Here is a 26415-nt window from a genome sequence, read left to right on the forward strand (position 1 = left end):
CCTTTTCGGTTCCAGCGTAGCCATGTATACTTGGATTCATGAAACCTCGGCAACCGACCATCTCGCAGGACTCACGACGGCGACCGAGCAAGCTGAGTCAGCAGCTCGGTGACGAGAAGATTGAACGGGCTAGACGTCAGACTCCAGAAGAACGGCTGACGATTGCATTGAACCTCTCCGATATCTGCTACGAATTGAACCGGTGTTCTCCGAAGCCCTAAGCCAGATTGTTGGACATCTACACCAAGCGCAGAAGGAGCGCCTGCTTCATTCGTACGCGTTGATCGGTGGATTTGCGGTGTCGGCATGGGGTGTTGCGCGAGCCACACAAGACATTGATCTTGCCGTAGCACTCGGGACATCGGATCCTCAGGCGCTGGCTACTCACCTTGGAGCCATGTACGAACCGGGCGGCATAGATGATCCACTACGAGGAGTCTTCAGGCTCAGTCTGAAATATGAAGGGCAAGAAGTGCCGGTTCAGCTGATCGTTCTGCCGTCAAAATTGGCAGCCATTACGTTTAATGGAGTTGAAACCCTAAACGTATTTGGTCGTTTGGTGCCGGTCGTAAACTGGCAAGCGCTCGTGCTCTTGAAGCTCTACGCCGGAGGGCCAGTCGATCTACAGGACGCCCGAAGCATTGTGGCGGTGCGAAAACCCAACGAGATAGATCGGGGGCGCCTCATCGACCAGGCCGATGCATTAGGACTTGCCCAAGAAATGCGAACCCTGCTCGAATCCTCCGCTTGAGTCAATGCATTCTAAAATCTTGTTGTGAATTTCTGTCGGTCCCCGCATGGCCTCTGCCGGGCGTCGGTTTACTCTTTCGCCAGCGGTCACGTTTGGCCTGATTTCCCCACTGATTTCCGACCGCAGGAAATTCAGCCGGTCCCTATTTCTCTGCTCGGAAATATGAAATCCTTGGGATTATTACTGAGCCGACCACCAAATAGTGCGTAGTACATCACGCGGCATAGCGAACATGTTGTTCGCGAAACAGGTTCATGATGATCTGCGGTTGTTTCTGACGTCGATACAAATGGCTGCGCACGGTGGCCATGAGGTCGGTTCGCGTGGTGGGCCGGCTTTTGCCGAGCCCGTTTGTCTTGACGTCCTGGTTCAGCAACTCATCGGGATTTAGTTCCGGACAGTAGCCCGGCATCCGAATGAGCCGCAGTCGCGAGACGTGTCTGGCGGCAAAGCGCGTGGCGGCTCCGGATCTATGCACCGGATGCCCGTCCACAATCAGATAGATCCTGCCGTCCATCTGCTTGAGCAGCCGCTTCATGAATTCCGCAAAGACGGGAGCCTTGAATGTACCCTGAAACACCATAAAGGCGAGCGCACCCTTGTTCGTGATGGCCGAGATCATGTTGCACCCGAAGCGCTGCCCTGTGGCTCGTATGACGGGAGTGTGTCCCACCGGCGCATAGCTTGTCCCGGTCACGTGGTCACTGCGCAGCCCCATTTCGTCGCCCCAATAAATGGCGGCGTGCTCCCGCTTGGCCTGTCGGGCAATCATCGGGTATTCCTGTTTCAGCCACCGCGCGATGGCCACCTCGTTCCTCTCATAGGCGCGTCGCACCGGCTTCTGCGGGCTCACCCCCCACGCCCGGAGGTAGCGCCCCACGGTGACCAGCGAGACCCCGATCCCATATTCCCGCGCAATCAGACTCGCCACCGCAGCCCGCGTCCAGAGATAGAACGGCAGCTTCAGCTGATCGGGCAGCTTGCCCACGATCAGACGACGGATGTGCTGCGCCTGCGTAACGGACAACCGGCCGCCCTGGCCACGCCGACGCCCCCGGGGCTTCGGTTTCAAGGCGCGCAACCCTCCAACCTTGTCGATCGCCACCCACTTATTCACCGCACGCAGGCTAACGCTGTAAAGCTTGGCCGCCTCAGTCTGCGTACACCCGCGGCGCACCGCTCTCACGGCGAGTCGCCGGAGGTGCGCTTGCGCCGCTGGAACCAAGGTCCTGGCATCGTCCTGTCTATGCATAGTGCAGGATACTATACTACGCACTATTTAGTGAACTAATCAGTATCGTTGGCCATCTACAATGAGATCTATGTGTAGATACGCTCGAATCATGAATTATCGATAATTCAAATCCATCAGGAGTCCTATTATATGTGCAAGGTCACTACGATTGCTCTTACCGTTAGTCTACTTTTAGGACTCTCTTGGAGTGCTTCAATTGCCGGTCCGGAATCCCAGCCAACTTCTCGCTCATTTGTTGCTGAATACCCCGATGTTGTAAATCAACGTCACGCTGCCTATCGCAGAGCGTTCATGGAGGAGCGGTATGTTGAGCTATTCGCTGAGGGTCTCAGTCAGTCCATAAAGCTTCCTTCCCCTCTATACATTAGACTCGAGGAGTGTCAGCAGCCTAATGCGTACTATGCTCCTGGTCCACCAAAGATTGTCATGTGCTATGAGTTGTTTGATAGTTTCGAGCGGGCGTTTGCTGATGTGCCGGGAGGTGAGCGGGGCCGTGTGGTGATGGGTTCCTGGCTGTTTGTATTTTTCCATGAGCTAGGCCATGCACTAGTTGATCAACTACACATCCCTATCACGGGGAGGGAAGAAGATGCAGTCGATCGGTTTTCAACGGTCTTACTGACCAAGGTAGGGGAAGATGGAACTGATGCAGCCCTCAGTGGTGCGTATTACTTTTGGTTGAGTTCTGCCAAGAATAAGGATCCATTTTCATATTGGTTAAACTCTGTTGCTGGTACGCCAGCACACAATTTCGCTGATGAAAATGCACTCAACGAGCAACGGTTTTACAACATTTTATGTTGGGTCTATGGGCAGCATCCCGATCGTTATGCCTGGGTCGTCAAAAATGGGACTTTACCTATGGCGCGTGCACAACGTTGTAGTCACGAGTCCCTACGAATGATGAAGAACTGGGAGATCTTAATCTCGCAGGCCTCGGTGCAACAAACAGCGGCCACATCAGCTCCGCAAAGCTCAATTCCACTGTTAAGCGATTACCCCAAAGGCCGCATTGTTGGGCGAGTGGTATATCCAGAAGTACCTTCTAGCGGGGCTGAGTTTTCGGAAATATTCGTAATGCTATATCCGGCTACCAAAGAGCTAACTACTTGGTTCTCCAACCCAGTAGCTGTCAAAAAACAGGGCTGCTTAGTTCCAAGAGACTATCTGCCCGATGGTTTCCCACGATTTGGAGACAGCGATACTGATGGAAGTTTTACCATTAATGATGTTTTGGTTGGCACATATCATCTGTGTGCAGTTTATACGTGGAACACGAAGAGACAGAATAGAGATTCCAAACGTGAAGCGATCGCTGTGGTTCCAAACATAAAGGTTCAAGCGGGAACAGATGCGAAACTCACAGTCAGGGAGTAACAGGCGCCCGATCAATCCTGTTCGGTGTTCAAGCCAGACCTTGCAGATAAATGCATCCGTCTAATGATCTGGCAAGATATGTATGGGATTGCTTTACGTATAGGCGTATCCAAAGCAAGCCTTGTTTCCCATGTTGAGGAGAGGTGTCATGGCACATAGAGTCAATTCTTCAATTCCCCAACGTGAGATTGGTCGCGCCGATATTGAGTTTTGTGTTCGAAAAGATAGTCGTGTTATTGGCAAACTTTTGGTATCGAAAGGTGCTGTAGTTTGGCGTAAGAAATGGAAGTCCACGCGTGGTAAGAAACTTGGATGGGACCTTTTTGATCAAATAATGCAAAAATACGGTCGAAGCGAGCGTTAATAGAAATTAGGTCTCGATGGCCTGTTTCGTTTCGTCAAGATGCTTTTGCAGGTAGGTCATGAAGGGGGTGCCGCCGGTGCCTACGGCCGTGGGGTTGGTCGTGCTGGTTTGATGCTGGCGATGGATGTAGCTGTCTGCATAGCCGATGTGGATTTCTCTGAACTGCGCCAACAGGTTGACGCAAGCACAGTAGGCTGACCACAGTTCAGGATGGTTCTGTCTGTGATCATGGACATAGCCGGAAAGGAGTGCCCGCCCCTGGCCATCAGTCTGGCTCTCTAGCGCATGAAGAAAGGCGCGATGCCGAGGCGGCATGTACTCCCGCATTTCTTGCAGGTAGACCGTCAAGAGATCGGGCGCGTGATGGATGCCCAGTCCGGCATCGAGACAGGGCACGATCGAACTCTGCGCGCCGGTCTCACCACGAAACAGTTGTGGCTGTCGACCGTAAGCTTCGACGTTATCGTAGATGAGGCCGTCGGGCAGCGACGGGTTGTTCTTCCAGCCGTGAATGTAGGGCCTCACGCGAATGTAATACACATAGGGATCGCAGCGTTCTTTCATGCGGAGCAATGTGTCTCGCATGGCGGTTTGCGCGGACGCCAGAGCTTGTAGGCCCAACAGCACTTCTTCATCCTTTCCCCTTGCAGCCGCATTGATCGCCCGCGCCAGGCCCTCCAAGCCAGGCCCCGCCTGCCGCTCGATTTGAATGTGGACAACGACGAACCATTCTTCGTCCAGTCCACCGAGAAAATTCTGCAGCAGCACGATGTTGTCGAGTTGGATCGGCTTCGACCTATCCAGCCGGCGCCAGTTGTCCAGCGCGTAGGAGGCATAGGAAAGAATCGGCGGACGGCCGAGCCTTTGGGCCATGTCATGCCATGGCCGGGCGAGCTGGGAGGGGAGCATGATGGCCGGTTGTCCCGGCGTTTCCCACACATAGGCATGACCGGCGAAGGACAGGATCCTCATCGCGGCTCGGTATTCGATATCATGCCAACCGGGTGGAATAGAAGGAAGCAACGACGGTTGTTCGTCGATAAACTGCCGAATCCGCCTCGCACTCAATAGCTTCGGCATCTCGCCGCCGAGATGGTTTAGCGTGGAAGCGTCAGGCAGCATTTCACAAGGATCGGAGGGGAGGAAACCCCGTTCAGGGGAAATCTCAAAATCTGTAAGCGACAGCGGTTGGGACGCGCGGGAGTTCACAGAGGCCTCCTCGGCCTCACTCTACCACTCCTGCAAGAGATTGCAATCGGTCTCAAAACAAAACCGCAAAGAGCTTCGGTAGGTAGGAGGCCAAAGGTGGACACCAGAAACAGAAAGGCCACCTCTTCGAGGTGGCCTTTCTGTTTCTTCTCTTTGAGCAGGTGTGGCGCGGGTGCTCTCACCGCGCGCTATTCACACTCACCCGAGCGCGCCGAGACTCGCTCTTAACCTTGGCGAGTGTCGCCTGAATCAGGATGCTCAAAATGGCATCAGTTCTCACCCGCCCACCCCGGTGCGCCGAGGCGCACCGTTCCACAGGCTAGGCCGCAGGGAGCTCGGCGACCGAAGCATACCCTCGCGGTACGTTGCAGGGAGACGAGCGACCGAGAACAACGCCGAGAGACATTTTCAGCATCCTGCTAGGTGCCCATTTCCCAGGAGGCAAGATACTTCTTCTGCTCCGACGTCAAGGTGTCGATTGCCACGCCCATGCCGGCTAACTTGAGCTTCGCGATTTCCTTGTCGATCACCGCCGGCACCGGGTAGACCTTCTTCTCCAGCATCTTGTAGTTCTTCACGAGATATTCTGCGCCGAGCGCCTGGTTGGCAAAACTCATGTCCATCACGCTGGAGGGGTGCCCTTCCGCGGTGGCGAGGTTCACGAGCCGGCCTTCACCGAGCAAACTGACCCGATGGCCGGTTTTCTTCAGCGTAAATTGTTCGACGCCGGCGCGAACAACCCGGCGCTTGGTGGCCAGTTTTTCGAGAGCCGGGATATCGAGTTCCACGTTGAAGTGCCCGCTGTTGCAGACGATGGCCCCGTCTTTCATGGCCGCGAAATGCTCGCCACGGATCACATGGATATTCCCGGTGACGGTCACGAAGAAGTCTCCGATCGGCGCAGCCTGTTCCATCGGCATGACGCGGAAGCCGTCCATCAACGCTTCAAGACCTTTCAACGGGTCTATCTCGGTCACGACCACGTCTGCGCCCATGCCCTTGGCCCGCATCGCGATGCCACGCCCACACCAGCCATACCCGACGACGACGACGACGGACCCGCAGACCAGCCGGTTGGTGGCGCGCACGATGCCGTCCATGGTGGATTGCCCGGTGCCGTAGCGGTTATCAAACATATGTTTCGTGTCGGCGTCGTTGACGGAGATGACGGGAAACTTGAGGACCTTCTTTTCAGCCATGCTGCGCAAACGGATCACGCCGGTGGTGGTTTCTTCCGTGCCGCCGATGACGTTCTTCAGCAGTTCCTTCCGTTTGGAGTGGAGGTGCGACACCACGTCGGCCCCGTCATCCATGGTGACATGGGGGCGGTGCGCGATGGCGGATTCGATATGGCGATAGTAGGTGGCATTGTCTTCACCCTTGATGGCAAAGGTTGGAATGCCTTCATGTTGCACCAATGCCGCAGCCACGTCATCCTGTGTGCTGAGAGGATTTGAGGCGCAGAGACGGACATCGGCCCCGCCGGCTTTCAGTGTGATGGCCAGATTCGCGGTTTCCGTCGTGACGTGCAGACAGGCCGTGACCCGCACCCCTTTCAACGGCTGCTCTCGCTTGAATCGTTTGCGAATGAGTCGCAATACGGGCATCGTGGCTTCGGCCCATTCAACTTTTAACCGCCCCTGATCCGCCAGCTTGATATCTTTGACATCGTAATCCACGACACCCTCCTTCTCGGAAACGCTCATCGACATTCGTCAACGGTTAATGGTTATCATGCGTCATCATGCAAAGGGGGACGGGTGGAGAACCCGTCCCCCTTTGCCGACATGCTACGCTTCGGACGCTTAGAGCCCGGCGTCCTTGCGCAAGGCCTTTGTCTTATCGGTTTTCTCCCACGTAAACTCAGGCTCCGTGCGACCGAAATGGCCGTATGCCGCGGTTTTTCGGAAAATCGGGCGCCGGAGTTTCAGATGATCGATGATGCCTTGGGGAGTCATGGGGAAATGTTTGCGCACGAGCTTATCGAGAATATCGACCGACACCTTTTCAGTGCCCTTGGTGTCGACGAGGACAGATACCGGATCGGCAACGCCGATCGCGTAGGCCAGCTGCACTTCGCACTTGTCGGCCAAGCCGGCGGCGACGAGATTCTTGGCGATATAGCGGGCCATATATGAGGCGGATCGGTCCACCTTTGTGGGATCCTTGCCTGAAAACGCGCCGCCGCCATGACTGCCGTGTCCGCCGTAGGTATCGACGATGATTTTCCGGCCTGTGAGGCCGGTGTCGCCCATCGGACCGCCGACGACGAAACGGCCGGTGGGGTTGATGTGATGTTTCACGCCGGTTGGAACGTAGAGACCTTTCGGCATCACGGGTTTAATGACTTTTTCCATGATGTCGCGCTCGATCTGTTTGCTGGTGACCTCGGGGCTGTGTTGCGTGGAGACGACGATCGTATCGATCCGAACGGGCTTGCCGTTTTTATACTCGACCGTCACTTGGGATTTGCCGTCGGGCCGCACCCACTTGAGAAGGTTCTTTTTGCGCACCTCTGCCAGCCGCTTGGTCAGCCGGTGAGCCAGGACGATGGGCATGGGCATAAGCTCAGCCGTTTCATTGGTGGCGTAGCCGAACATCAAGCCCTGGTCGCCGGCCCCTCCGGAGTCGACCCCCATCGCGATATCGCCGGATTGCTGATGAATGGCGGTGAGAACCGAGCAGGTATGATAGTCGAACCCCCACGACGCATCGCAATAGCCGACATCCTTGATGACGTCACGGATAATATCCGGGATTTCAACGTACGCCTTGGTCGAGATCTCGCCGGCTACGAGGGCGATGCCGGTAGTCAGGATGGTTTCGCAAGCGACGCGGGAATATTTATCTTGCGCGATGATGGCGTCCAAGATGCCGTCGGAAATCTGATCGGCGATCTTATCCGGGTGTCCTTCAGTGACCGATTCTGAAGTAAACAGGAAATTGTCTCGCATGTGCCCCTCGTGGGTTCAGGTTTATGGAAAGCCAGCGCCGCTGTGTTTGCTGATTGTGACTGTGACGAGTGGTACCGAGCGTCAGACCACGCGCAAATCTCGGCAATTCTAGAGAGATCGGTCGGCTTTGTCCATCATTTCGATCGTAGGGGGAAAAATTTGTCACGCGCCGCTTGCTTGACTCGGGTTTTTGCGGACTTGTAACATACCGTCGTGACAAGACGATCGGCTGACCGCTGAGTGACGGGCGCGTGATCCTAGCGGCTATGGCTACCGTGACGGAAGAGTAAGCGTGTGTTTGTTCGCGTATTAACATGACATTTCATCGAACGGCTTTGGTGTTCACCGTCATGGCGATCGGCGCGCTGTGCATGGCGCCATCCTCCGAGGCAGAGTCTCCCCAACCGAAGAAACGGCCAGGCTTCGAGCGTGGCGTTGTCCAAATCGGTGACGAAGCCCCCAATTTCACATTGCGTGATCTTTCGGGCAATGTCATGAGTCTATCTCAACTGAGAGGGAAGGTCGTCCTGCTGAATTTTTGGGCGACCTGGTGCGGGCCCTGCCGTGTCGAGATGCCGGCGATGGAACAGCTGTATCGAACGTTATCGCGAAGGGAGTTCGAGATCTTGGCGGTGTCGACGGATTCACAGGGCGCGGCGGTCACCCGCCCGTTCCAGCGAGAAATGGGATTCACGTTTCCCATTCTCCATGACTCGGAATACCGCGTGGGCCTGACGTACGGGGCCCGTTCGATTCCGCTCACCTTTATGGTCGATCGCCGAGGCATCGTGCGACAAAAGATTTTCGGCGCTCGTGATTGGGACTCTCCGGAGGCCCGTGACTTAATCCATGAACTGATGAAGTCGTAACCATGACACAATCCATGCCACAGATTTCGCTCATTGCCGCTTTCTCGGCGGGACTCCTTTCGTTTGTATCCCCATGCGTGTTGCCGTTGGTGCCGAGCTATATTTCCTACATTACAGGCCTGTCCGTCGAACAGTTGACCGATGCGTCCGAGCGGGTCAAGTTTAGGAAGGCCATCGTCGTGAACTCCTTGTTGTTCATCGGGGGGTTTTCATCAGTCTTTATCGCATTCGGGGCTTCGGCGAGTTTTCTCGGCCAGATCCTGATCACCCATCAAGATCTCATCCGCCGTATCGGCGGCGCGTTGATTATCGTGTTTGGGCTCTATCTGCTCGGGATTCTGAACTTGAAGTTCCTCAAGATGGAACAGCGGTATCAATTCCGTAATAGACCCGCCGGATACCTGGGGTCATTCCTGATCGGGGTTGCTTTCGCGGCCGGTTGGACCCCCTGTGTCGGTCCAGTGCTGGGATCCATTCTTCTATATGCCAGTACGACCGACTCTCTTTTTAGCGGAGTCGTGTTGCTGGCCTTTTACTCGTTGGGGTTGGGCTTGCCGCTGTTCCTCACGGCACTGGGCGTCGATCGATTTCTGGCCTATTTCAAGGAAGTGCGGGCGTATCTGTGGGGCGTTTCGACCGTGAGCGGAGTCTTGCTGATCCTTGTCGGCGTGATGATCTACGCCAATTCGCTGACCATGGTGACCAGTTTCTTGGAGCGATACGGGATCGGTTGGTATCTGGGCCAGTAACGGGGGTTGAAAAAGCTCCCCAACGTCGTTCTCGGTCGCTCGTTGGATGATCTTTTTGAACGCCTTTTTATGAAGGGCGTCCATCGGCCGGCAGATTGATTCTCGGCACTCGTTATTACCCGATCAGCACCAGGCGCCGAGACGACAGGCTGTAAAGCCCTGCCCCAGTGTCGTGGCGGCGGCCGCCCCAAGCGAGTCGAGCGCCGGAGGAACGCCGAGTATTCCGATTGCCGGAGGTGGAGATGGGCTGACGGCCGGCCGATTGCTGCGGACCATCCCTGGGCCGGCGTCGGAAAGGGGGACCGATTCCGATTTCTGAGCGAGGAGCGTACTCGGTTGGGCCCCCCCGATTTTCTCAAGCAAGCTCTTCCCGGCCCCTGAGGCGGTACTGTTCGGATACTTGTCTACCAAGACGACGAGATTCTCCCTTGCCCAATCGTCCGCACCCATTTCATGGTACGACTTCGCAAGGGAGTACAGGGCTTCAGCGGCGATGGGCTTATTCGGGTAAGCCTGGAGGATTTGCTGAAACCGGTGCGTGGCGGCGAGGTAGGAGCCCCGCCGGTAATAGAATTGTCCCACGAAGAGATGCATCTGAGCGATCCAATCATGGCATTCCTCGAGCTTTTGCAGCGCCTGGGTGTCATAGCGACTGCCGGGGAACTCTTTTCTCATCTGCTCGAACGCGGTGATGGCCTTTTGCATCGGCTCAGGGTCACGATCGATGGTCTTCGCCATCTTGAAATGAATTTCCCCGATCCTGAATCCTGCATAGGGAGCCAGGACGTGATTGCGATGGAGTTCCAGAAAGTGTTTGTACTCGACTAAGGCCTCCGCATACTCCTCTTTCTCGAAATAGGCTTCCCCCCGTTTCATGATGACATTGGGGTGGTAGTGGTTCTCAACGGTATCTCCGAGAAAAATTTGCTCGTCGGTGCTGCTGAAGACCTTCTTGATCCCGCTTCGAACGTCGCCCGGGCCGATATCGCCGGCGCAGGAGGTGATGAACAGCGAACCGACGCCGAGAAAAGCCGCCAGGCTCAGTCGTGATAGTCGTGAGAGCGGAGAAGCTGCGATTTCGAGGGGCAACATACCCGTAAACACATAGCAAGGATATGGGGAAAAAGCAATGACAAGAACGGTTCGGTTGACCTGCTTCCTCATGCCCCCCTATAATCCCGCTCCACGTCGGAAGTCTGAATAATTTCGCTCAAATAGATCGGGTTTAGAGTCATGATTCGATCGAGGGTCATCGGAACCGGTAGCTATCTTCCTGTCCGGGTCGTGCCCAATGACGCGATCGCTCCGACGTTGAACTTGTCTCCGGCACGCATCCAGCGACTCACCGGTATCCGGACACGTCATTGGGCCGGCGAACGCGAAGCGTCCTCCGATATGGCGATTGAAGCGAGCCGTCTCGCACTTGATGCCGCTGATTGTTCGCCTTCTTCAATCGAAGCCATCATCCTTTCCACAACCTCTCCGGACATGACGTTTCCTTCAACGGCTTGCTTGGTCCAACGAGGATTAGGCTGCAAACAAGTGGGGGCGTTCGACGTGTCTGCCTCCTGCTCGGGATTCTTATATGGGCTCTCGATGGCGCAGGCCATGATTCAGAGCGGACAGGTCAGGACCTGTCTGGTCGTGGCTTCAGAAGTCAAGTCTCGTTCGCTCGATCCTCAAGATGAGACGACGGCGCTGCTGTTCGGCGACGGGGCCGGTGCCGTCATCCTGCGGGGTGAAGAGGAGAGCACTCCCGAGTGGCGGGGGATTCTGGGGATCAGGCTGTATGCCGATGGGGCGCATCATGGACTCATTCGACTCCCCGGCGGCGGATCCCGGCTGCCCTTGTCCTCCGACACGCTGCGCAAGGGGGAGCACTCGCTTCGTATGCGCGGAGCGTCGCTCTTTCGGATAGCCGTTCGACGGATTGAACAGGCCGTGCTGGAGATTTTGAAAGAATTCGGCGCCAGTCCAGGCGATCTCAAACAGATCGTGCTCCATCAAGCCAACGGTCGAATCTTGTCTCAGGTCGCCGAACGCTTGGGTATCGAGCAGAGCCGCTTAGCCTCGGTGATCGAGCGCTACGGCAATACGTCCTCAGCTTCTCTTCCGATCGCGCTCGATGATGCGGTTCGCGGGGGGAACATCTCACCGAATGATCTGGTGCTGCTGGGCACTTTCGGCGGTGGAGTAACCTGGGCAACGGGTCTCCTGCGCTGGTAACGACAGGAGGGCGGGAGCGCCATTCGCCTGTCGTCCATCCTCATGTGAATCCGCTGTCGGGAGCGAGCGTCTATGTTCTGCTTGCTTCGCCCGACTGAGCGGACACTCGCTTGCCACCGCTGACCGGAAGTCGAACCACGAACCGACTTCCCTGAGGATGATTCGCCTCCACCCACACCTGCCCTCCATGGCCTTCAACGATATGCTTCACGATCGCCAGTCCGAGTCCCGTCCCTCCCAACTCGCGTGACCGGGCTTTGTCGACGCGGTAAAACCGTTCGAAGACACGAGGCCGGTCCTCCTCGGGGATACCGATTCCGGTATCGGCGACGCTGAGATCGATCGCTCGGGCTGTTGAATCGGTAGTTCCAACCGAGAGAACAAGCTTGGTGCCGACCGAGATGGTTCCTCCTTCAGGCGTATATTTGATGGCATTATCGAGCAGATTGGTCAAGACCTGCACAAGCCGACCTTCATCACCCCCCACCGGAGGGAGCGACGGATCGACCACGGTGACGAGACGGTGCCGTTTCTTATCGGCGATCGGTTTGATCATGGACAGCGTCCGGTCGACGACGGAACGCAATTCAAGCGGTTCTTCCTTCAGCGAGACGCGGCCCGATTCGATTTTCGAGAGTTCGAGCAGGTCTTCGATGATCAGATTCAGCCGATCGCTTTGTTTGAGGATGATCTCCAAGAATTTCGCGGAAGCGACGGGGTCGTCCTTGGCGCCGTCCAGCAGGGCTTCCACGTAGCCTTTGATGGAGGTGAGCGGGGTCCGAAGCTCATGAGAGACATTCGCCACAAAGTCTTTCCGGATCTTCTCCAGACGCCGCAATTCGGTGATGTCATGAAACACCAACACGAGACAGGCTTCGCTTTCCCGTTCTCCCCCTGCCGGGGAGGCTTCGATCTGGAGACATCGTCCCGTCAGCGGCAGCACGATTTCATCCTCGCCCGGCACGCGTGACCCGAGAATGGTCGTGACCAGGTCATTGAGTCGTTGATGGCGGAACAGCTCGGCGCAGGGACGCCCTCGCGCTTCCACGCGCGAGATGCCGAATATCCGTTCCAACGCCGGATTGATTTGCAACACGTGGCCGCGATAGTCCAGGACCATGACGCCTTCGACCATCGAGGTGAGGACGGCAAGCAGTTGGGCTCGATCTTCCGAGAGTTCGTCGATCTTGGCATGCAGCTGGTCCGCCATGGTATTCAGCGTCGTCGCCAAGAGACCGACTTCATCTTGCGCGGTTGTTCTGATGGGCATCGTCTGGTGGCCGGAACTGAGTTGCCGGGCGGCCGATGCGATCTTCGAGAGGGGTCTGGTTATGTTGTGAGCCAGCCAGACACTGAGCGTCAGGGCGACGAGGAAGGCGACTCCGAGCGCGAGAAAAAGGTGTTGTTTGAGTTCGGCCATCTCGCGTTCGACGATGGCCATAGGCAGGCCCACGCGGACGGCGATCGGCGCCGTATCCTGAGCCTGGTGTAGCAGCACCGCGCGATACATGGTGCGCTGGCCGGTGGTATGACTTGGGCGGATATCCGCTCCGTGTCCGGTAGAAAGGGCCTGTTGGATTTCCGGCCGAGACCTGTGATTTTCAACAGCGGGCACGTCGGCATCTCGGAGGGCGCTATCCGCGAGCACCGTTCCGTCTGCGGCGACCAGCGTCACGCGGGAGGAGGCTCGGGTGCCGAGCTCGCGCGCCGTCTCTTGCAAAGAGGAAGGGGTCGGATGTGAAGAAGAGGAGAGAAACAGCGGTTGAAAGCCGTATTCGACAAGCTTGGTTTTTGCCTCCAGCTCATCACCGAATTGCGCGAGGTACCGCTGTTCGAGGGACTTGACCGTCATCACGCCGGCGACCAGCAGCCCACAGGCGACCGCCACAAGCGTGCCAAGCGTCACTTTCCATCGAATCGACCACGTCATCCTGATCAGTCGAGATCCCTCAGTTTATAGCCCAATGATTTCACGGACACGATGGCATCTTCGAGGAGCGGCAGCTTTTGTTTGAGTCGGCGGATATGCACATCGACTGTTCTGGTTGTTCCGTAGTAGTCGTAGCCCCACACGGCGTTGAGCAACACTTCTCGGGTCAACACACGCCCGGGATGCCGAAGCAGATGCTCAAGCAGGCCGAATTCCTTTGCCGTCAGCGGCATCTCGTGTTTTCCGAGGCTGACTTCATGCCGAGCCACATTCATCGTGAGCGCGCCATAGTGGTGCACCTCCGGGCCATCAGCGGGGGCGCGCGCGATGCGACGCAATAGCGCTTTGACACGCGCCACCAACGCTTTGGGGCTGAACGGCTTGGTGACATAATCGTCAGCCCCTAATTCCAGCCCGACAATCGTGTCCGATTCTTCCGCTTTCGCCGTGAGCATGAGGATCGGAAGCAGGGCGGTGCCGGGCATGGAGCGGAGGCGTTTGCAGACTTCGAGCCCATCCATCTCGGGTAACATCAGATCGAGGACGACCAGATCGGGCTTCTCCTCTTTGACCTTTTTCAGCGCGTCGAGCCCACTGGTCGCGGTGATGGGTCGAAATCCCTCTTTCTCTAAATAGTGCGTCACGAGCTGCAGGATGTCCTGTTCGTCTTCGACGATGAGCACTTTCTTGTGAGTGGACACGCCCATAGGAGACTGAGCGTACGGGGGAGGGGAGAGAGAGTCAAGCGGACAGGACTACCGGGCAGGTGGCTCGCTCGGTGATGGCCGGTTATTTGTAGGCGATCGCCGCGCTCGATGGCCCGACGAGAGGCATGACCTCGAACCGTGTGAAGCCCACCTCACCGCACCACCGACGGAAGTCCGCCCCGGAATAATCGAACGCGTCGCCGAATTCGATGAGCATGTTGAGGGACATCAGCAGCCCCTGCGCATTTTCGCGACGGGCATCATCGATCAATGCTTCGATGGCCACCAACGCGCCGCCGGTCGGCAATGCGTCATAGGCGGCTCGGATCAGATGCATTTTTTTCTCCAGATTCCAGTCATGCAGAATCATGCCCATCGTGATGAGGTCGGCTTTCGGTAGCTGATCTTTGAAAAAGTCACCGGATGTCGCGCTCACGCGATGTTCCAATCCGGCGGCAGCGACATATTTCTTCGCAATCGGTTCGACCACCGGCAGATCGAAGCTGATGCATTGCAGATGGGCATGTCGCTTCGCGACTTCGATGCTGAGCAGGCCGGTCGCGCCGCCGACGTCGCAAAGAGTCTGGTATTTCGAGAAGTCGAATTTCTCCGCGAACGCCTCGAAGTTGAGGCGTGAAATGCCGGTCATGGCCTCCATGAATTGTTCCAGCCTGGGCAGATCCGAATAGAGTTCTTCAAACATCCCCTTCTGTCCATGCTTCACTTCGTTCTGCGGCCGTCCCGTCCGCAACGCCTCCGGCAGATCGTTCCAAAATTTGAACAGCCGCGCGTTGAGCATGACGAGAATCCCTCCGATATAGCGCGGGCTCGCAGCATCGAGGAAGAGGGCGCCTTCCGGCGTATTGACATACTTCGCCTCGGGGCCGTCGCCGTCGCGGTCGAGAAACTTCATCGCCACGAGCGCGTCAAAGAAATCGGGATTAGCCCGTGAGTGAAATTGCAATTCCCTGCCCAGCTCCGCCCCCGTGAGACGTCGATCGGCGAGTTTTGTGAACAGGCCGACCTCGACGGCCGTGAGTAAGACCTTGGAGCCCCAGAAACCGAAGGCGGTTTGCAAAATGGAAGATGGATTCATATGAGGACCTATCTTATCTCTTAAAATTGGAATGCAGCATCTGCTCCCTTGCACCGAAGCAGGTTACAGAACAGAGCTCGATATTTCATAGGATTCTGAACTTTGCAAGACGCCAATACCCATAAATAATTTCAGCGGCTCTCTCGGTAAAAAGACTATTTCGAGGTAGGTTCTAATCTATCCTATTAATATGCACAAATCAGGACCTACTTCTGTGATGTGATGACCTGAATGCAAGATACATTGAACGCGGCAGCTCAAATATTACTTTGGCCGTGGATGGCTGATCAATTGCATTGGCAAGACTGCCTATTTAGCGAGCCGTCAGCTAGCCAGTCGTCGCCCCGCGGCCTAGCCGAAACCTGTTATGATCCACGGTCCGGACAAGTCATCGGCAGTATGCGCGTTCACGGAATTGCTCTCAAGCCCCCGTCACGGGTAGCATGGTGACGAAGCCAAGCAATTGTTAGTGTTACACGCCGGAGCGAGCAGGTTGCCCTAAGCTTACTGCCGCAGTTGAGGCATCCTCCGTTTCCTGTTTGGGAAAACCACCGTAGGATCTCAGCTCCTAACTCCTCCAGTACCTCGCTGGCAGGTCTACTGCCGTACTTCAGGTTGAGGATGACGTGATTTACCCCCTTAGCTTCCAGACACTTCAGCAGATCTAGAAGGGCGCTCCGGCCCAAGCGAAAACCAAGATGGATTGGCTTGGGCGTAGCATGTGGATCCTCGACCAGATCGATGTACAGAGATTGCACAAAGGGCTTGAACTGGTCCGGTGCGTGGTCGTCCACCAAGCGTTTCCACAGCGCAATCATGTCAGATTGCTTGGCAAGCGGACGCGGGTAGGTCACCCAGCCATCGCTGTGCGCCGCAATCCATTCCATCGGCTGGCGACTGCTACCTGTCACGAGAAGCGGCAGGGTGCCTGCAGTTGCTTGGGCAGCAGATCTACCTGGTGCAGCAAGCCGAAGGGGCTGTCGATCTCGGGAAACGATTCTTTCCACACCCGGTGTAACAGGTTGAATGAGTCGCGAAATCGGTCGCCGCGACCTTCTGGGGAAAGCCCGAACGCCGGAAACTCCACGGCCCGATCGCCGGATGCGACGCCAAGAACAAGACGGCCGCTCGATAATTGATCGATCGAGGCAGCCGCCTTGGCGACGTGCAGCGGATGCCGTAACGGCAACACGATGCTGCCGGTGGCCAGCGCGATACGCCGTGTATGCCTCGCTACATATCCGAGATAGACCCATGGGTCGTAGATTTGCCCGACGTCGCCGAACGATGGATCGTATAGCGGCACGTCGCGCACCCAGAGCGCGGCGAAGCCCAGCCGCTCAGCCCGCCAGATGCGGGCCAGGTGGTCGCGCATCGTGGGAATGCTGCCCTCATAGGCTTCAATGGGTGCAAAGATGCCGAGCGTGAGGCGTCCCTCATGAAACATGGTCTGAAATCCGTGATGGGTAGTCATCTCCATACCGTCCTCCTGCAATCCAGTCCGTTCACTGCAATTCGAAAATTAGCTCCAACTCGACCGGCATATGAGCGGGTAGTGACGATGCACCCACGGCTAGCCGTGCATGGCCGCCGCCGTCTTTGAATACGGCGGCCAACAGCTCCGAAGCACCGTCCGCAACTCTCGCATGCTCACCGAAATCCTGCGTTGCGGAGATGTGGACCGTGAGCCGCACCAGCCGCCGGATACGATTCAGCGATCCGAGTGCGGCACGAGCCACAGCCAGGCCGTTGAGCGCCGCCAATCTTGCGGCATCACGGCCTTCCGTCACCGACAGTCTTTCGCCGAGACGTCCGTTCCATGCCGGGCGTCCCTCTTGCACCGGCAACATGCCGCTGACGAAGAGCAACCCGCCTGCCTCCACCGCCGGTACGTACGCGCCGAGCGGCAGAGGCGGATCGGGTAAGGTCAGACGTAGCTCATGGAGGCGCGCTTCCGGTGTCACCGTGCTCTCTCCTAAGGCGCGGCCTTGATAAGATGGGCATAGCGGTCGGCAGAGCCGGGCGTCCAGGGTTTGCCAACGAAACGATAGTTCATGCGTGGGAAATAGCCGTAGCGTTGGCCCAGCTCACCACTCAAGAGGGTCATCCGTTCGACGACACGCGCGTTGGCCAACTTGCCGGCGTCGATGAAACGGAATGGCATCGATTCGACGATGCTGAGAAACGTCTGCTTGGCGGCTAGGTCATCGCCGACGACGAACACGTCGCTCACGGTTCCGTCAAACCGTGGCTCATCAAAGACCTCCCACCACACGTTCTTGAATGCCCCGACGATCCGGGTTTCAGGAAAGTGCCGCTGGAGTTCTTCCGCCCCGCTGGTATCCCAAGGCAGAATGAAATCCGAATAGTCGTCGTTGAACGGATTCGTAATATCGATGAAGATCTTGTCAGCCAAGGCCTGCCGATAAGGCTGCAGTGTTGTCACTATTCCATCCATGAGAAACATGGCGGGGAGGACAAACTCCGCTTGAATCGCCTGCTCATAGGTTCCCGGTGTAATGCCTAAGATGTTCAGCCCCTCGGCAATCCGTTTTGCCCGCCGCGGATCGCGCGAACCCAGCGTTACCCGAACGCCGGATTTTGCAAATGCCTCTGCCAGCCTCACTCCCATACGCCCCGTTCCCATAATTCCGATCGTTCTCATCGCATCCTCCATAGGGTTAGATTGTGAATGGCAGACCTACTAGTAGGTAGGTCTCCATGGTAAAAAAACACGCCGTCATCGTTGCAGCAATGTGATGGTCTGTTCCACCATGGTATGCAGCCGCTTATGTCCGCCTTCCGCCCGAACGACCAATGCGCCGCCTTCCAGTAGAGAGAAGATCATTGCCGCCACCAGTTTTGTGTCGCCTTTGAAACGAAAGGCTCCTTTATTGAGACCCTCCTCAAGAATCTTCGCAAGTCGCGCTTCATTGTCTCGATAGAAGCGTCGCACCCCTGCGGCAGCGGGATGACCCAGCGTGGCCAGTTCGGCACCCAGCATGCCGCACAGACAGGCCTTGTCCTGTTGTCCCTCACACAGAGTGGCCTCAAACAGCCCGGCATACTTGCGTAGTTTAGCCGCAGGATCCAGCTTCGATTCGACGATGGCATCGACGAGCTTCAAGAAATAGGCCGCGTACCGTTGAATAACGGCCTCGATCAAATGTTCCTTCGTGGGAAAGTGATGGTGGATGCTGGCCTTTCGGATACCGATCGTGTCGCTGATGTGCTGGTAGCTCATCGCGTTGGCACCGCCGCGCTGAATCAACGCTTGCGCCGCGTCCATAATGGCCGTTCTGGTGTCTGTTGTAGACATAAAGGCAATCCTACTAGTAGGTAGGTAGCTTGTCAAGGGGAAAATTTCGTTGCAGTGAACGGACCGACCTCAACGGCCGTGAGCAGAACTTTGGAACTCCAGAAGCTGAAGGCAGTTTGCAAAATGGACGAGGGATTTGGAGCAGCGGTCATAGGTAAACATCTCTTGTTGAGGTTTCGGGTCTCTCATGAGGATTTTCGATCAGCAATCCGCTCAGTCCATCACTCACACATCCACCAGCAGTCCGCAGATCTCCATGAACACCCGTACATTGCCGGTGGTTTCCTTGCGCGAGACCGTGAAGATGAGGTCGGAGCCAGGATCCGCGTAGAGAATCGCCTCCTGGCTTCCGAAAAACCTTGTCGGAAATTCCGGCTCATCGATCTCGGACACGCCCGTCGGCGCAATGGGATAGATACCGACCCTCGAACGGGTCGTCACGTGAACGGCATAGAAGAGCGGTTGATTCGAGTGTCCGAAACCATTGATGCCGAGATAGTGGGTGTGGAATCGTTTCTTTTTGGGAACGGTTACGACAACGGTTTCCTTGCTGCTTTCACCGGCAACAAGATTGACGACGGCCCCGGTCTGAAAAGGTCGTTGAGCCATCTGTGGCGTCTCCTTTCATCGCTCTCTGTTATCTCTTCTTCACGATTCGTGTGACAAGCTGTTCGGCGCGGCCGATCGCTTGGCCCAGGAAGCCGCCGACGGCTCGACCGACCTTGCGTGCCTGCCGACTGGCGGGCGTGGACTTCGTTTTCTTGATCCCTTTCTTGAGCCGCCGGTTCGATGTGGAGACAGCATCGGCAACGGTTTTCTTGAGTTGACGAGCCGTCGCGCCGGCCTTGCCTCGAAGAGTCTTTCCTTTTCGCGCAAGCTGCTTTCCGGCATTGGCAACTTTTTTAGCAGTCGTCTTTTTCATAAGACCTCCTAGGTTGTATCATCTCAGCGAATCGCAACATAGCAAGCCTGTATCAGACGAGCAAGCTCTCCGAGACACTCTCCCGACTCTTCAGAACCCGACTCAGGCGACTCTCCCTTGTTCTCACCACGAATTGGTGAGTCGCGAGTGCATTCCCCTGTCAAACTCTTGCTCCCAATACAAGCAGCCCTTTCTCTCAGTCTTTTGTCGTTCGGGCCCTGTTCGGCAACGCTATGTGTTCTCAAACGGAGGTTCCATCCAGTTTCGGACCAACAAACGAAATGGGCAGTGCTTCAGGGCAGGAGAAGTCAGCGGCTCAAATGACGTATCTGATGTAATCAATGTCGCATTTTCGGCAATGGCATGCGCCGCAATCATCATATCGAGAGCGGCCAGTGTCATTCCCTGTTGACGAAACCACGCACGTGCCTTTCCGTATGTATCCGAGACGGACGCATCCCACGGAAGCACGCTCACTTGGTGTAAGAGATCATTGACCGCGGCCGTCAGAACTTTGGGAAAAGACTTGAGGGCCAGCCCATAGATCAATTCACCACGCGTGACGGCGGACATGGTGATCTTTTGAGTCCGAGAGGTGCGTTCCAGCCAGTACAGCACGTTGGGATATCCAGGCTTCACGATATAGCTGGCGGTGTTTGTATCAAGCATCACCGATTTCAAAATAGGTTCCTCTCCGCCGCTGGCGCCTTGTCGCGGTCTGTCAGAAAGTCAGCGGGAACCTCCCCAGAGGCATGAAATTGTTTCAGGCGTTTGAAAAATTGTGCCCATGAGCGTTTCCGCTGAGGTGACAGAATAATGTCTCCCGTTTCTTCATCCCGCCTGATAGACACAACAGAGCCCTGTACCCGGTATTCCAAGGGAAGGCGAACCGCTTGACTGCGTCCGTTGCGAAACACTTTGGCCGTAGCGAGCTTGCGATGTTTGCGCATGACCTAAGATCTCCTTGATGGTAATACCGTGGTATATATCATGATTGGCCTTCACCGAACAAGGGCACTGACGAGATTGGGTAAGTCCGAAGAGCGATCATCGCGACCCCATCAGACCTAACGACCGAACCAGGTCGGACGGCAGATCATATTCAGGATCGAAGCCACTCTAAACTTTCTCTTAAGTTCTCTATGATAAAGTTATGGGTTCTCGTTACAAACAGCTTGTGACCGACGAACAGGAGCATCTTGTTGCGGTTCTGATTTCTTATGAGGAATGGTTGCGCATCGAACGACAGTTAGAAAATGGCGGGTGATGCCAATGCCAGCACGCAACGGTTTGTTGAAAGAGGCGAAATGAAACCAATGGTACAACAGGGGGTCCAAACTCTGGAGCGCTGTCCATCACTGGTCGCTCGCGGTAGCAGGATTGTTGAGCGCTCTTGCTACGTTGGTCTTAAAGTCAGAATGGGTCCAGACGTTAGTCGTGACATATCGAGACGACGTCGCGGCTGGTCTAGCAGCAGCGGCGACACTCGTCACTACCTTTGCAGCCTCCGGCGGTTTTGGGAGGAAGTGGCAAGCCAATAGACGCAGCCGTGGACGAATTGACCAAGTCAAGATTGATTTTTCGAGCCCAAACGCCGACGCACAGAAGATCCGCGAGGATCTCAAGGCGATCATCAAACAGCACGATGATTCGATTATAGGTTCAGCTGACCATAAATGAATGGCGAAGCAGTCAACTTCATCTGACTGACAATCAGCGCTTGCTTTCTAAGGAAGGTCTGATTAATTCACGTTTCCACTCGGCAATCTGTTCCTGGGCTTGGTCACTAACGCGAGTTCGATGGGCATCCACTGGCCTCAGGAGCCTGTTCATGAGGTGCACCCGCCGTCCGATGGCTCGTTGCAAGGCTCCGGGGCGTACGTTCCTACGTCTCTGTCAAGAGACGCCGTCGTGCCACGTACAGATTCGCTAATCCGCAGCTAATCTGAAGCCGGTGGGTATTCTTCGTCAGCCCCCGGTACCGGACTTTGGCCCACCCAAAGATCCGTTTGAGGACCAAGAACGCATGTTCAACTTTCGCCCGGACTTTCGATTTCGTCCGGTTCCGTGCCCGCTCGTTCTCACTGAGGGGCCGATGACGATGGGCTTTGGTCTGAATGAAACACTGAGCCCCTGTGGCGCATGGTACTGAATCACCTTACGTTGTCCACTATACGCGGCATCAGCCCACACTCGCGTATCTTGTCCATGGAGCAACTCCGGTAACCTGGCTGTCATGGACATTCGCCGCCGTGGCCGCGACTGAATGGATCAGTGTGGTCCGGCTGTCCCCTCCAATGTGGGCTTTCATGCCGAAATACCACTGGTGGCCCTTCTTCGTCTGATGCATCTCCGAATCCCGCTCCTTGGTGCGATTCTTCGTCGAACTGGGGCGCACGGATGATGGTCGCATCGAGACTTCGGCAAACGTCTGTTGCTCCATGGGCGCGCCTCCTTATCAGGACTGCGTTTCCTCTAGCACATCGCGAGCGGAGAATAAATCAGACCTTCCGTAATGACCTTGCATAATCTCCACCTGGGGAAATATGAGGATAGGCGCCAATACGATTGTTAAAAAAGTCAAAATTTAATTTATCTTGCCTCTGGGATTAATCTTACTTCCGCTATCTGTAGACTTATTTCCGATTGCCGGACCCATCCGCATCCGTCCACCTCTCTCTCGAAACTCTTCTATAGACTGACCAATACTCAAAATCCCCTCTCCCTTTGGTTCAGAAATCTGAGGAACCGGCTGTGAAGTACCGTCTGGGAATTTCATTTCAACAGTTCGCGTCGACGGAATGATTGTCTCGTAGGTATCATCAAACTTATCGGGAACGTTCGCATTAACGAAGATCTCAATCGCTTTGTCTGGTTCTTCACTTTCAACCACGAAAGCTCTCCCGCCGCCGATATTTATTTTTGCACGACCGTCTTTATTCAAATTTTTAATGGTCACGCCATCCGGAACGGCAAAGTCTACAGTTACGTTTGGCATGGATCCCCCAAAGTCTCCAGGTACCCAAATGACCTTTATAAACGCCTGACCGCTTTCGCGCCTGCTGCCATAAGCATATAAGCCGGGTAGTTTATCCTGCGACACACATTTTTCCCATGCACGTATTGATGCTTCATCTCTTGTTACCATTGATAGATTGGAGATCTTAGCCGTCCTTGAACTCGTGTCTGATGAACTCGAGCTCTTATTGAGCTCTCGCATCTTCCGAAATTCTTGTCGAAATTGCTCTTCAGTGATTCCCCGGCTGTAATCATGATTACCGCCCAAGGCAATTTTCAGAAACTCAACGGCCCCTCCCGATCCTTGATTCTTGGTTGACTGATAAAAACTCTGAAATGTGTTGAATGCTTCGTCCTCTGTCATGTGTAAGAACATTGACCATGCAGTCTTCTTTTTCGTCTCTATATTACTGTTTTGCTTAAGGACTTTATTGAAGAGGTCGCCTTCCAGCACTTTGTTGCAATGATCAAGTCTCTGGTCCGAAAACGCTAAGGAACTTAAACCGGATGACATGGCCAGAACCGAAACGAACACAATGAACTTCATTTTGGTACGTGATATCTTCATCTCGTTCTCCTTCCCGTTTCGCCCTAACCACAAATCTTGCCATGCTTAGCTGACCATTCCCTCGCATGTCGTTGGCGCATCAGCGCCTAGTGCAATCTCCTGTAAATAGGAGCAGGTACGTCCGATGGACAATTTGGGCTAAGGTCCGTTGTAAACTTGCACCGTTCCTCGCGTGACTTTTAGAGGCCCATTGCCTCCTTCTATGCCAATAGACTTCGATGGGCCTGTGAATATTGCAGTCGACCCTGCGGCTCCATATCGGGAGTTAAAACCGAAAGTTAGTCCGCTCGCTGCACCGATGGAACCTGTAGCGTGGTGCCCTAAACCTTCCAATTGATCTACCTGCGCAGGCTTGGAAATCGTGAAGACCTCACTCCAGTTAGATTCTCCCGCCTCGGAAAACGGCGGTATGCCTTTGCCCGTGATGGTTGCCGTATACGTGTATTCAGCAATCCGATGATTATCAACATCCCAAAATAGGAAGGAGTAGTAGGAGAAGCCACTGGCTGCGCCACTCAATCCCACGCCGTCCAAGATTTTCATTTTGAACCGTGTTCCGGCGGGAACATTATTCGGATCGTCCGGATAGTCAGATGGATCACGAGGTGGAATATCTGGTTGTCGCTTCGGTGTAAGGCAGCGAGACCACATAAAAACCACACGGCGATTTAGGCGCATCTCGCTTTCGTTTTTGGGATTCTGAATCTTCAAGTTTTTTGCTCCGGCACCGATTGGAGTATCTATGACTGAAATTACGCCTGGACCGCCTGGCAATGTGCCCAGAATGGCCACAAGCTGATTTTTGGCATCTTTCGCACGCTGCAGACTGACAGTCTCCTCCTTGGCCGCACGTTGATCTGGTGCAACTCTTAATGCTCGGTCAGCATGACCTACAACATTGACAGTAAGGATTGGGGATCCGGAACTTTGGCTCCGCACGATTGTTGCCGCTATATTGCGCAAACGTGTCATCTGGCCCTCATCCAACTTCGTGCCATATTCAGGGTAATTATTAATTTCTCGCTCTTCGTCTTGACACCAATTGGGGTCAGCATAGCTTGAAGAAAATATAGCGGTTATCAATAGCAATATCATGAGGGCAATAAACGTTTTGCTCATGCGGCCTCCTATTCTGACAGTGGCCAGCGCTACCGCAGCGACGATTAATGTGAGCGTTTGACGATACCACCATGCCTAAGGTCCTCATCGTCCCCGTGAGGGTGACGATCTTTCTTGCCGATCGGACTCCACGGTGATTTAGTCAGCATTATTCGGTCTTTTCTTCAATGGCCTCATCGTGATGAGTTGGCCGCTGTGGCTCCTTGTCGTGGAAAACGTCAGGTCAATGACATGCTGTTCCATGGCGCATCGTCGTTCGATGATCGCGGTGGCCTTGGCCCGGACGGCTTCGTCCTCATCCTCCATGGCCTCAAAGACTGCGTTGAGGGCTTGCACTCTTGGGTGAAGATCTTGTGAGGCGAGATCCTTGAGGGCCGAATTCGATACGTCCGGGGACCCCTGCCTGGCCTCGCTGCCGCTGTGCCTTTTCTGCGCTGACTATGTCGGCGATATGTTGGTCATCGGTGCTTCCAATTCATGACCAGCTCTGTCGTCGGATGCTGCGGGTCCGCAGGCGGCCAGTCCGACGAAGGCAGTACACAGCGCTCCCAAAAGGCGCCAGCATGCCGATGCGTGGCGTTGCAACAAGAAGCTATCGAGCCGAATGTAAATTCGCGATCGCATCGTATATCGGCTGAAACGGTTTCTGAACAGGACAAGAGCGCGGTGGAACATTATTTTGAATTCCGTTACAGATCCGTTACAGATGAGACGATTTGAGGGGGGCCGGAGGGAGGAATTTTTTGAACGTTGTCGCCTTCGACTTGCTCAGGCGAACGGATACTTGGAGAACGTTACGCTAGGGAAGGTCTGATTTATTCTTCCCGCGGGATGTGCTAAAGGACACGCAGTCCTGATGAGGAGGCGCATCTATGCAGCAATCGACGTTTGCCGAGGTCACGTTTGAGCAATATCGCAAGCCCACCCGCCGTGAGCAGTTCCTCGACGAGATGAATCGCGTGGTGCCATGGGCGGAATTAGTGGCCGTGATCGAGCCGGTTTATCCCAAGGCCGATGGGCCGGGGCGTCCACCGGTCGGGATCGAACGCATGCTGCGCCTCCATTGCCTGCAACAGTGGTTTAACCTGTCGGACCCAGCTGTGGAAGAAGCGCTGTATGACTCACGGGCCATGCGACAGTTCGTCGGGATTGATCTGGGCCGTGAGCCCGTACCCGATGAGACGACGATCTGCAAGTTTCGCCACCTCCTGGAAGCCCACCAGTTGGGTGAGCAGCTCTTTGCACAGATCGGTGCGTATCTGACGAAGCAAGGGCTCCAGGTGAGCCGCGGCACCATCGTCGATGCGACCATCATCAGTGCGCCCAGTTCGACGAAGAACCGGACAAAGGAGCGGGATCCCGAGATGCATCAGACCAAGAAGGGCAATCAGTGGTATTTCGGTATGAAGGCCCATATCGGCGTGGACAGCCAGACGAAACTGATTCATTCGGTCGCGGCGACCGCTGCCAATGTGCATGACAGTCAGATGTTACCGGAGTTGCTGCATGGCCAGGAGACTCGGGTGTGGGGCGATGCCGCCTACAGTGGGCAACGCGAGGTGATCCGGCAGCATGCGCCTAAGGCCAAGAGTTTCATCCAGGCGAAAGCATACCGCTATCGACCGCTGAGTGAGGAGGAGCGGGCCAGGAACCGGACGAAATCGAAAGTGCGGGCCAAAGTGGAGCATACGTTCTTGGTGATCAAGCGCATCTTCGGCTGGGCCAAAGTCCGCTATCGCGGGTTGGCGAAGAATACCCATTGGCTGCATATCAGCTGCGGGTTGGCGAATCTGTACGTAGCGCGACGGCGGCTCATGGCGGGGACGTAGAAGACGTGTGTCCGGAGGCGGACAGCGGGCCATCGGACGGTGGGTGCGCCCGATAAAAAGGCTTCCGAGCCAGCGGATGCCCACCGAATTCACCCTGGTGATCACCCCAGAAACAGATTGCCGAGTGGAAACGTGAATTAATCAGATCTTCCC

25 protein-coding genes and 2 pseudogenes are annotated in these 26415 nt (G+C 55.6%); 8 read left to right on the plus strand and 19 right to left on the minus strand.

Features of this window, described 5'->3' with window-relative positions; translation table 11 throughout:
* Positions 1 to 202 precede the first annotated feature (202 nt).
* The gene (locus tag COMA2_RS10915; RefSeq protein WP_090897740.1) at positions 203 to 751 is read left to right on the plus strand and encodes a hypothetical protein; all 549 of its coding nucleotides are present in this window, start codon (positions 203 to 205) and stop codon (positions 749 to 751) included.
* Between the two features lie 214 nt (positions 752 to 965).
* Here COMA2_RS10915 and COMA2_RS10920 read toward each other — a convergent pair whose 3' ends face one another.
* The gene (locus tag COMA2_RS10920) at positions 966 to 2003 is read right to left on the minus strand and encodes an IS630 family transposase (RefSeq protein WP_090897743.1); all 1038 of its coding nucleotides are present in this window, start codon (positions 2001 to 2003) and stop codon (positions 966 to 968) included.
* 132 nt (positions 2004 to 2135) lie between these two features.
* Between COMA2_RS10920 and COMA2_RS10925 the strand changes: the two genes are divergently transcribed.
* Positions 2136 to 3383 carry a DUF4344 domain-containing metallopeptidase gene (locus COMA2_RS10925; RefSeq protein WP_090897746.1) on the plus strand — a complete coding sequence of 416 codons (1248 nt, stop codon included), beginning with the start codon at positions 2136 to 2138 and terminating at the stop codon, positions 3381 to 3383.
* Positions 3384 to 3531: 148 nt separating this feature from the next.
* Entirely contained in the window at positions 3532 to 3747 is a 216-nt protein-coding gene (locus tag COMA2_RS19790; protein WP_139077282.1) for a hypothetical protein, read from the plus strand.
* A gap of 6 nt (positions 3748 to 3753) precedes the next feature.
* On the opposite strand, the gene COMA2_RS10930 is transcribed toward COMA2_RS19790, so the two are convergent.
* The 3 genes from COMA2_RS10930 to metK form a co-directional block, all read right to left on the minus strand.
* On the minus strand, positions 3754 to 4956 hold the full coding sequence (locus COMA2_RS10930) for a PrnB family protein (protein WP_090897749.1): 1203 nt from the start codon (positions 4954 to 4956) through the stop codon (positions 3754 to 3756).
* A 419-nt stretch (positions 4957 to 5375) separates the two neighbouring features.
* Positions 5376 to 6635, minus strand: a complete 1260-nt coding sequence (ahcY, locus tag COMA2_RS10935) for an adenosylhomocysteinase (protein WP_090897816.1) — start codon at positions 6633 to 6635, stop codon at positions 5376 to 5378.
* A gap of 126 nt (positions 6636 to 6761) precedes the next feature.
* On the minus strand, positions 6762 to 7910 hold the full coding sequence (gene metK / locus COMA2_RS10940; protein WP_090897752.1) for a methionine adenosyltransferase: 1149 nt from the start codon (positions 7908 to 7910) through the stop codon (positions 6762 to 6764).
* A gap of 314 nt (positions 7911 to 8224) precedes the next feature.
* Between metK and COMA2_RS10945 the strand changes: the two genes are divergently transcribed.
* Complete coding sequence (locus COMA2_RS10945; protein WP_245630965.1) at positions 8225 to 8779, plus strand: peroxiredoxin family protein; 555 nt, start codon at positions 8225 to 8227, stop codon at positions 8777 to 8779.
* Positions 8780 to 8781: 2 nt separating this feature from the next.
* Complete coding sequence (locus COMA2_RS10950; RefSeq protein WP_090897755.1) at positions 8782 to 9528, plus strand: cytochrome c biogenesis CcdA family protein; 747 nt, start codon at positions 8782 to 8784, stop codon at positions 9526 to 9528.
* 123 nt (positions 9529 to 9651) lie between these two features.
* Here COMA2_RS10950 and COMA2_RS10955 read toward each other — a convergent pair whose 3' ends face one another.
* A complete protein-coding gene (locus COMA2_RS10955) occupies positions 9652 to 10620 on the minus strand; it encodes an outer membrane protein assembly factor BamD (protein ID WP_175304541.1) in 969 nt (322 codons plus the stop codon).
* Positions 10621 to 10761: 141 nt separating this feature from the next.
* Here COMA2_RS10955 and COMA2_RS10960 point away from each other — a divergent pair, with 141 nt between their 5' ends.
* Positions 10762 to 11754 carry a 3-oxoacyl-ACP synthase III family protein gene (locus tag COMA2_RS10960; protein WP_090897760.1) on the plus strand — a complete coding sequence of 331 codons (993 nt, stop codon included), beginning with the start codon at positions 10762 to 10764 and terminating at the stop codon, positions 11752 to 11754.
* A 70-nt stretch (positions 11755 to 11824) separates the two neighbouring features.
* Here the strand turns inward: COMA2_RS10960 and pnpS are convergent, their stop codons facing one another.
* From pnpS to COMA2_RS11015, 11 genes and pseudogenes are all read right to left on the minus strand, one after another.
* Positions 11825 to 13684 carry a two-component system histidine kinase PnpS gene (gene pnpS / locus COMA2_RS10965; protein WP_090897763.1) on the minus strand — a complete coding sequence of 620 codons (1860 nt, stop codon included), beginning with the start codon at positions 13682 to 13684 and terminating at the stop codon, positions 11825 to 11827.
* Between the two features lie 5 nt (positions 13685 to 13689).
* Positions 13690 to 14391, minus strand: a complete 702-nt coding sequence (locus COMA2_RS10970) for a response regulator transcription factor (RefSeq protein ID WP_090897766.1) — start codon at positions 14389 to 14391, stop codon at positions 13690 to 13692.
* Between the two features lie 82 nt (positions 14392 to 14473).
* A complete protein-coding gene (locus tag COMA2_RS10975; protein WP_090897769.1) occupies positions 14474 to 15487 on the minus strand; it encodes a methyltransferase in 1014 nt (337 codons plus the stop codon).
* Between the two features lie 545 nt (positions 15488 to 16032).
* Positions 16033 to 16967, minus strand: a pseudogene (locus COMA2_RS21095) (LLM class oxidoreductase); the annotation flags it as partial.
* 25 nt (positions 16968 to 16992) lie between these two features.
* On the minus strand, positions 16993 to 17451 hold the full coding sequence (locus COMA2_RS10985) for a RidA family protein (RefSeq protein WP_090897772.1): 459 nt from the start codon (positions 17449 to 17451) through the stop codon (positions 16993 to 16995).
* A gap of 11 nt (positions 17452 to 17462) precedes the next feature.
* Entirely contained in the window at positions 17463 to 18152 is a 690-nt protein-coding gene (locus COMA2_RS10990) for an NADPH-dependent F420 reductase (RefSeq protein WP_090897775.1), read from the minus strand.
* A 75-nt stretch (positions 18153 to 18227) separates the two neighbouring features.
* Positions 18228 to 18806, minus strand: coding sequence for a TetR/AcrR family transcriptional regulator (locus COMA2_RS10995; protein ID WP_090897778.1), 579 nt, complete (start codon positions 18804 to 18806; stop codon positions 18228 to 18230).
* Between the two features lie 225 nt (positions 18807 to 19031).
* Positions 19032 to 19415, minus strand: a complete 384-nt coding sequence (locus tag COMA2_RS11000) for a hypothetical protein (protein WP_090897781.1) — start codon at positions 19413 to 19415, stop codon at positions 19032 to 19034.
* 28 nt (positions 19416 to 19443) lie between these two features.
* Positions 19444 to 19728, minus strand: a complete 285-nt coding sequence (locus tag COMA2_RS11005) for a hypothetical protein (RefSeq protein ID WP_090897784.1) — start codon at positions 19726 to 19728, stop codon at positions 19444 to 19446.
* Between the two features lie 231 nt (positions 19729 to 19959).
* Positions 19960 to 20400: a type II toxin-antitoxin system VapC family toxin gene (locus COMA2_RS11010; protein ID WP_245630967.1), complete on the minus strand. Its 441-nt coding sequence runs from the start codon at positions 20398 to 20400 to the stop codon at positions 19960 to 19962.
* A 5-nt stretch (positions 20401 to 20405) separates the two neighbouring features.
* Positions 20406 to 20678, minus strand: coding sequence for an antitoxin (locus COMA2_RS11015; RefSeq protein WP_090897790.1), 273 nt, complete (start codon positions 20676 to 20678; stop codon positions 20406 to 20408).
* Positions 20679 to 20881: 203 nt separating this feature from the next.
* Between COMA2_RS11015 and COMA2_RS21455 the strand changes: the two genes are divergently transcribed.
* Positions 20882 to 20995, plus strand: coding sequence for a hypothetical protein (locus tag COMA2_RS21455; RefSeq protein ID WP_456236591.1), 114 nt, complete (start codon positions 20882 to 20884; stop codon positions 20993 to 20995).
* A gap of 618 nt (positions 20996 to 21613) precedes the next feature.
* Here COMA2_RS21455 and COMA2_RS20735 read toward each other — a convergent pair.
* The 3 genes and pseudogenes from COMA2_RS20735 to COMA2_RS11040 all read right to left on the minus strand — a co-directional run.
* Positions 21614 to 22145: pseudogene (locus COMA2_RS20735) on the minus strand (IS5 family transposase); the annotation flags it as partial.
* Positions 22146 to 22315: 170 nt separating this feature from the next.
* Positions 22316 to 23314 carry a hypothetical protein gene (locus COMA2_RS11035; RefSeq protein ID WP_090897802.1) on the minus strand — a complete coding sequence of 333 codons (999 nt, stop codon included), beginning with the start codon at positions 23312 to 23314 and terminating at the stop codon, positions 22316 to 22318.
* 138 nt (positions 23315 to 23452) lie between these two features.
* A complete protein-coding gene (locus tag COMA2_RS11040) occupies positions 23453 to 24433 on the minus strand; it encodes an OmpA family protein (RefSeq protein WP_090897805.1) in 981 nt (326 codons plus the stop codon).
* A gap of 872 nt (positions 24434 to 25305) precedes the next feature.
* Between COMA2_RS11040 and COMA2_RS11050 the strand changes: the two genes are divergently transcribed.
* Positions 25306 to 26262: an IS5 family transposase gene (locus COMA2_RS11050; protein WP_090894682.1), complete on the plus strand. Its 957-nt coding sequence runs from the start codon at positions 25306 to 25308 to the stop codon at positions 26260 to 26262.
* The last annotated feature ends 153 nt before the right edge of the window (positions 26263 to 26415 follow it).

Source organism: Candidatus Nitrospira nitrificans (genome assembly GCF_001458775.1).
GTDB classification, from domain to species: domain Bacteria; phylum Nitrospirota; class Nitrospiria; order Nitrospirales; family Nitrospiraceae; genus Nitrospira_D; species Nitrospira_D nitrificans.

What these genes read in the sequence shown, in the direction of transcription:
- COMA2_RS11050 (WP_090894682.1), top strand. Translation starts at nt 25,306, where the DNA reads ATGCAGCAATCGACGTTTGCCGAGGTCACGTTTGAGCAATATCGCAAG.
- COMA2_RS10990 (WP_090897775.1), bottom strand. Translation starts at nt 18,152, where the DNA reads ATGAGAACGATCGGAATTATGGGAACGGGGCGTATGGGAGTGAGGCTG.
- COMA2_RS10955 (WP_175304541.1), bottom strand. Translation starts at nt 10,620, where the DNA reads ATGTTGCCCCTCGAAATCGCAGCTTCTCCGCTCTCACGACTATCACGA.
- COMA2_RS10960 (WP_090897760.1), top strand. Translation starts at nt 10,762, where the DNA reads ATGATTCGATCGAGGGTCATCGGAACCGGTAGCTATCTTCCTGTCCGG.
- COMA2_RS10945 (WP_245630965.1), top strand. Translation starts at nt 8,225, where the DNA reads ATGACATTTCATCGAACGGCTTTGGTGTTCACCGTCATGGCGATCGGC.
- pnpS (WP_090897763.1), bottom strand. Translation starts at nt 13,684, where the DNA reads ATGACGTGGTCGATTCGATGGAAAGTGACGCTTGGCACGCTTGTGGCG.
- COMA2_RS10975 (WP_090897769.1), bottom strand. Translation starts at nt 15,487, where the DNA reads ATGAATCCATCTTCCATTTTGCAAACCGCCTTCGGTTTCTGGGGCTCC.
- COMA2_RS10995 (WP_090897778.1), bottom strand. Translation starts at nt 18,806, where the DNA reads ATGTCTACAACAGACACCAGAACGGCCATTATGGACGCGGCGCAAGCG.
- COMA2_RS11015 (WP_090897790.1), bottom strand. Translation starts at nt 20,678, where the DNA reads ATGCGCAAACATCGCAAGCTCGCTACGGCCAAAGTGTTTCGCAACGGA.
- COMA2_RS11040 (WP_090897805.1), bottom strand. Translation starts at nt 24,433, where the DNA reads ATGAGCAAAACGTTTATTGCCCTCATGATATTGCTATTGATAACCGCT.
- COMA2_RS10950 (WP_090897755.1), top strand. Translation starts at nt 8,782, where the DNA reads ATGACACAATCCATGCCACAGATTTCGCTCATTGCCGCTTTCTCGGCG.
- COMA2_RS10920 (WP_090897743.1), bottom strand. Translation starts at nt 2,003, where the DNA reads ATGCATAGACAGGACGATGCCAGGACCTTGGTTCCAGCGGCGCAAGCG.
- COMA2_RS19790 (WP_139077282.1), top strand. Translation starts at nt 3,532, where the DNA reads ATGGCACATAGAGTCAATTCTTCAATTCCCCAACGTGAGATTGGTCGC.
- COMA2_RS10925 (WP_090897746.1), top strand. Translation starts at nt 2,136, where the DNA reads ATGTGCAAGGTCACTACGATTGCTCTTACCGTTAGTCTACTTTTAGGA.
- COMA2_RS21455 (WP_456236591.1), top strand. Translation starts at nt 20,882, where the DNA reads ATGGGTTCTCGTTACAAACAGCTTGTGACCGACGAACAGGAGCATCTT.
- COMA2_RS10970 (WP_090897766.1), bottom strand. Translation starts at nt 14,391, where the DNA reads ATGGGCGTGTCCACTCACAAGAAAGTGCTCATCGTCGAAGACGAACAG.
- COMA2_RS11000 (WP_090897781.1), bottom strand. Translation starts at nt 19,415, where the DNA reads ATGGCTCAACGACCTTTTCAGACCGGGGCCGTCGTCAATCTTGTTGCC.
- COMA2_RS11035 (WP_090897802.1), bottom strand. Translation starts at nt 23,314, where the DNA reads ATGAAGATATCACGTACCAAAATGAAGTTCATTGTGTTCGTTTCGGTT.
- metK (WP_090897752.1), bottom strand. Translation starts at nt 7,910, where the DNA reads ATGCGAGACAATTTCCTGTTTACTTCAGAATCGGTCACTGAAGGACAC.
- COMA2_RS11005 (WP_090897784.1), bottom strand. Translation starts at nt 19,728, where the DNA reads ATGAAAAAGACGACTGCTAAAAAAGTTGCCAATGCCGGAAAGCAGCTT.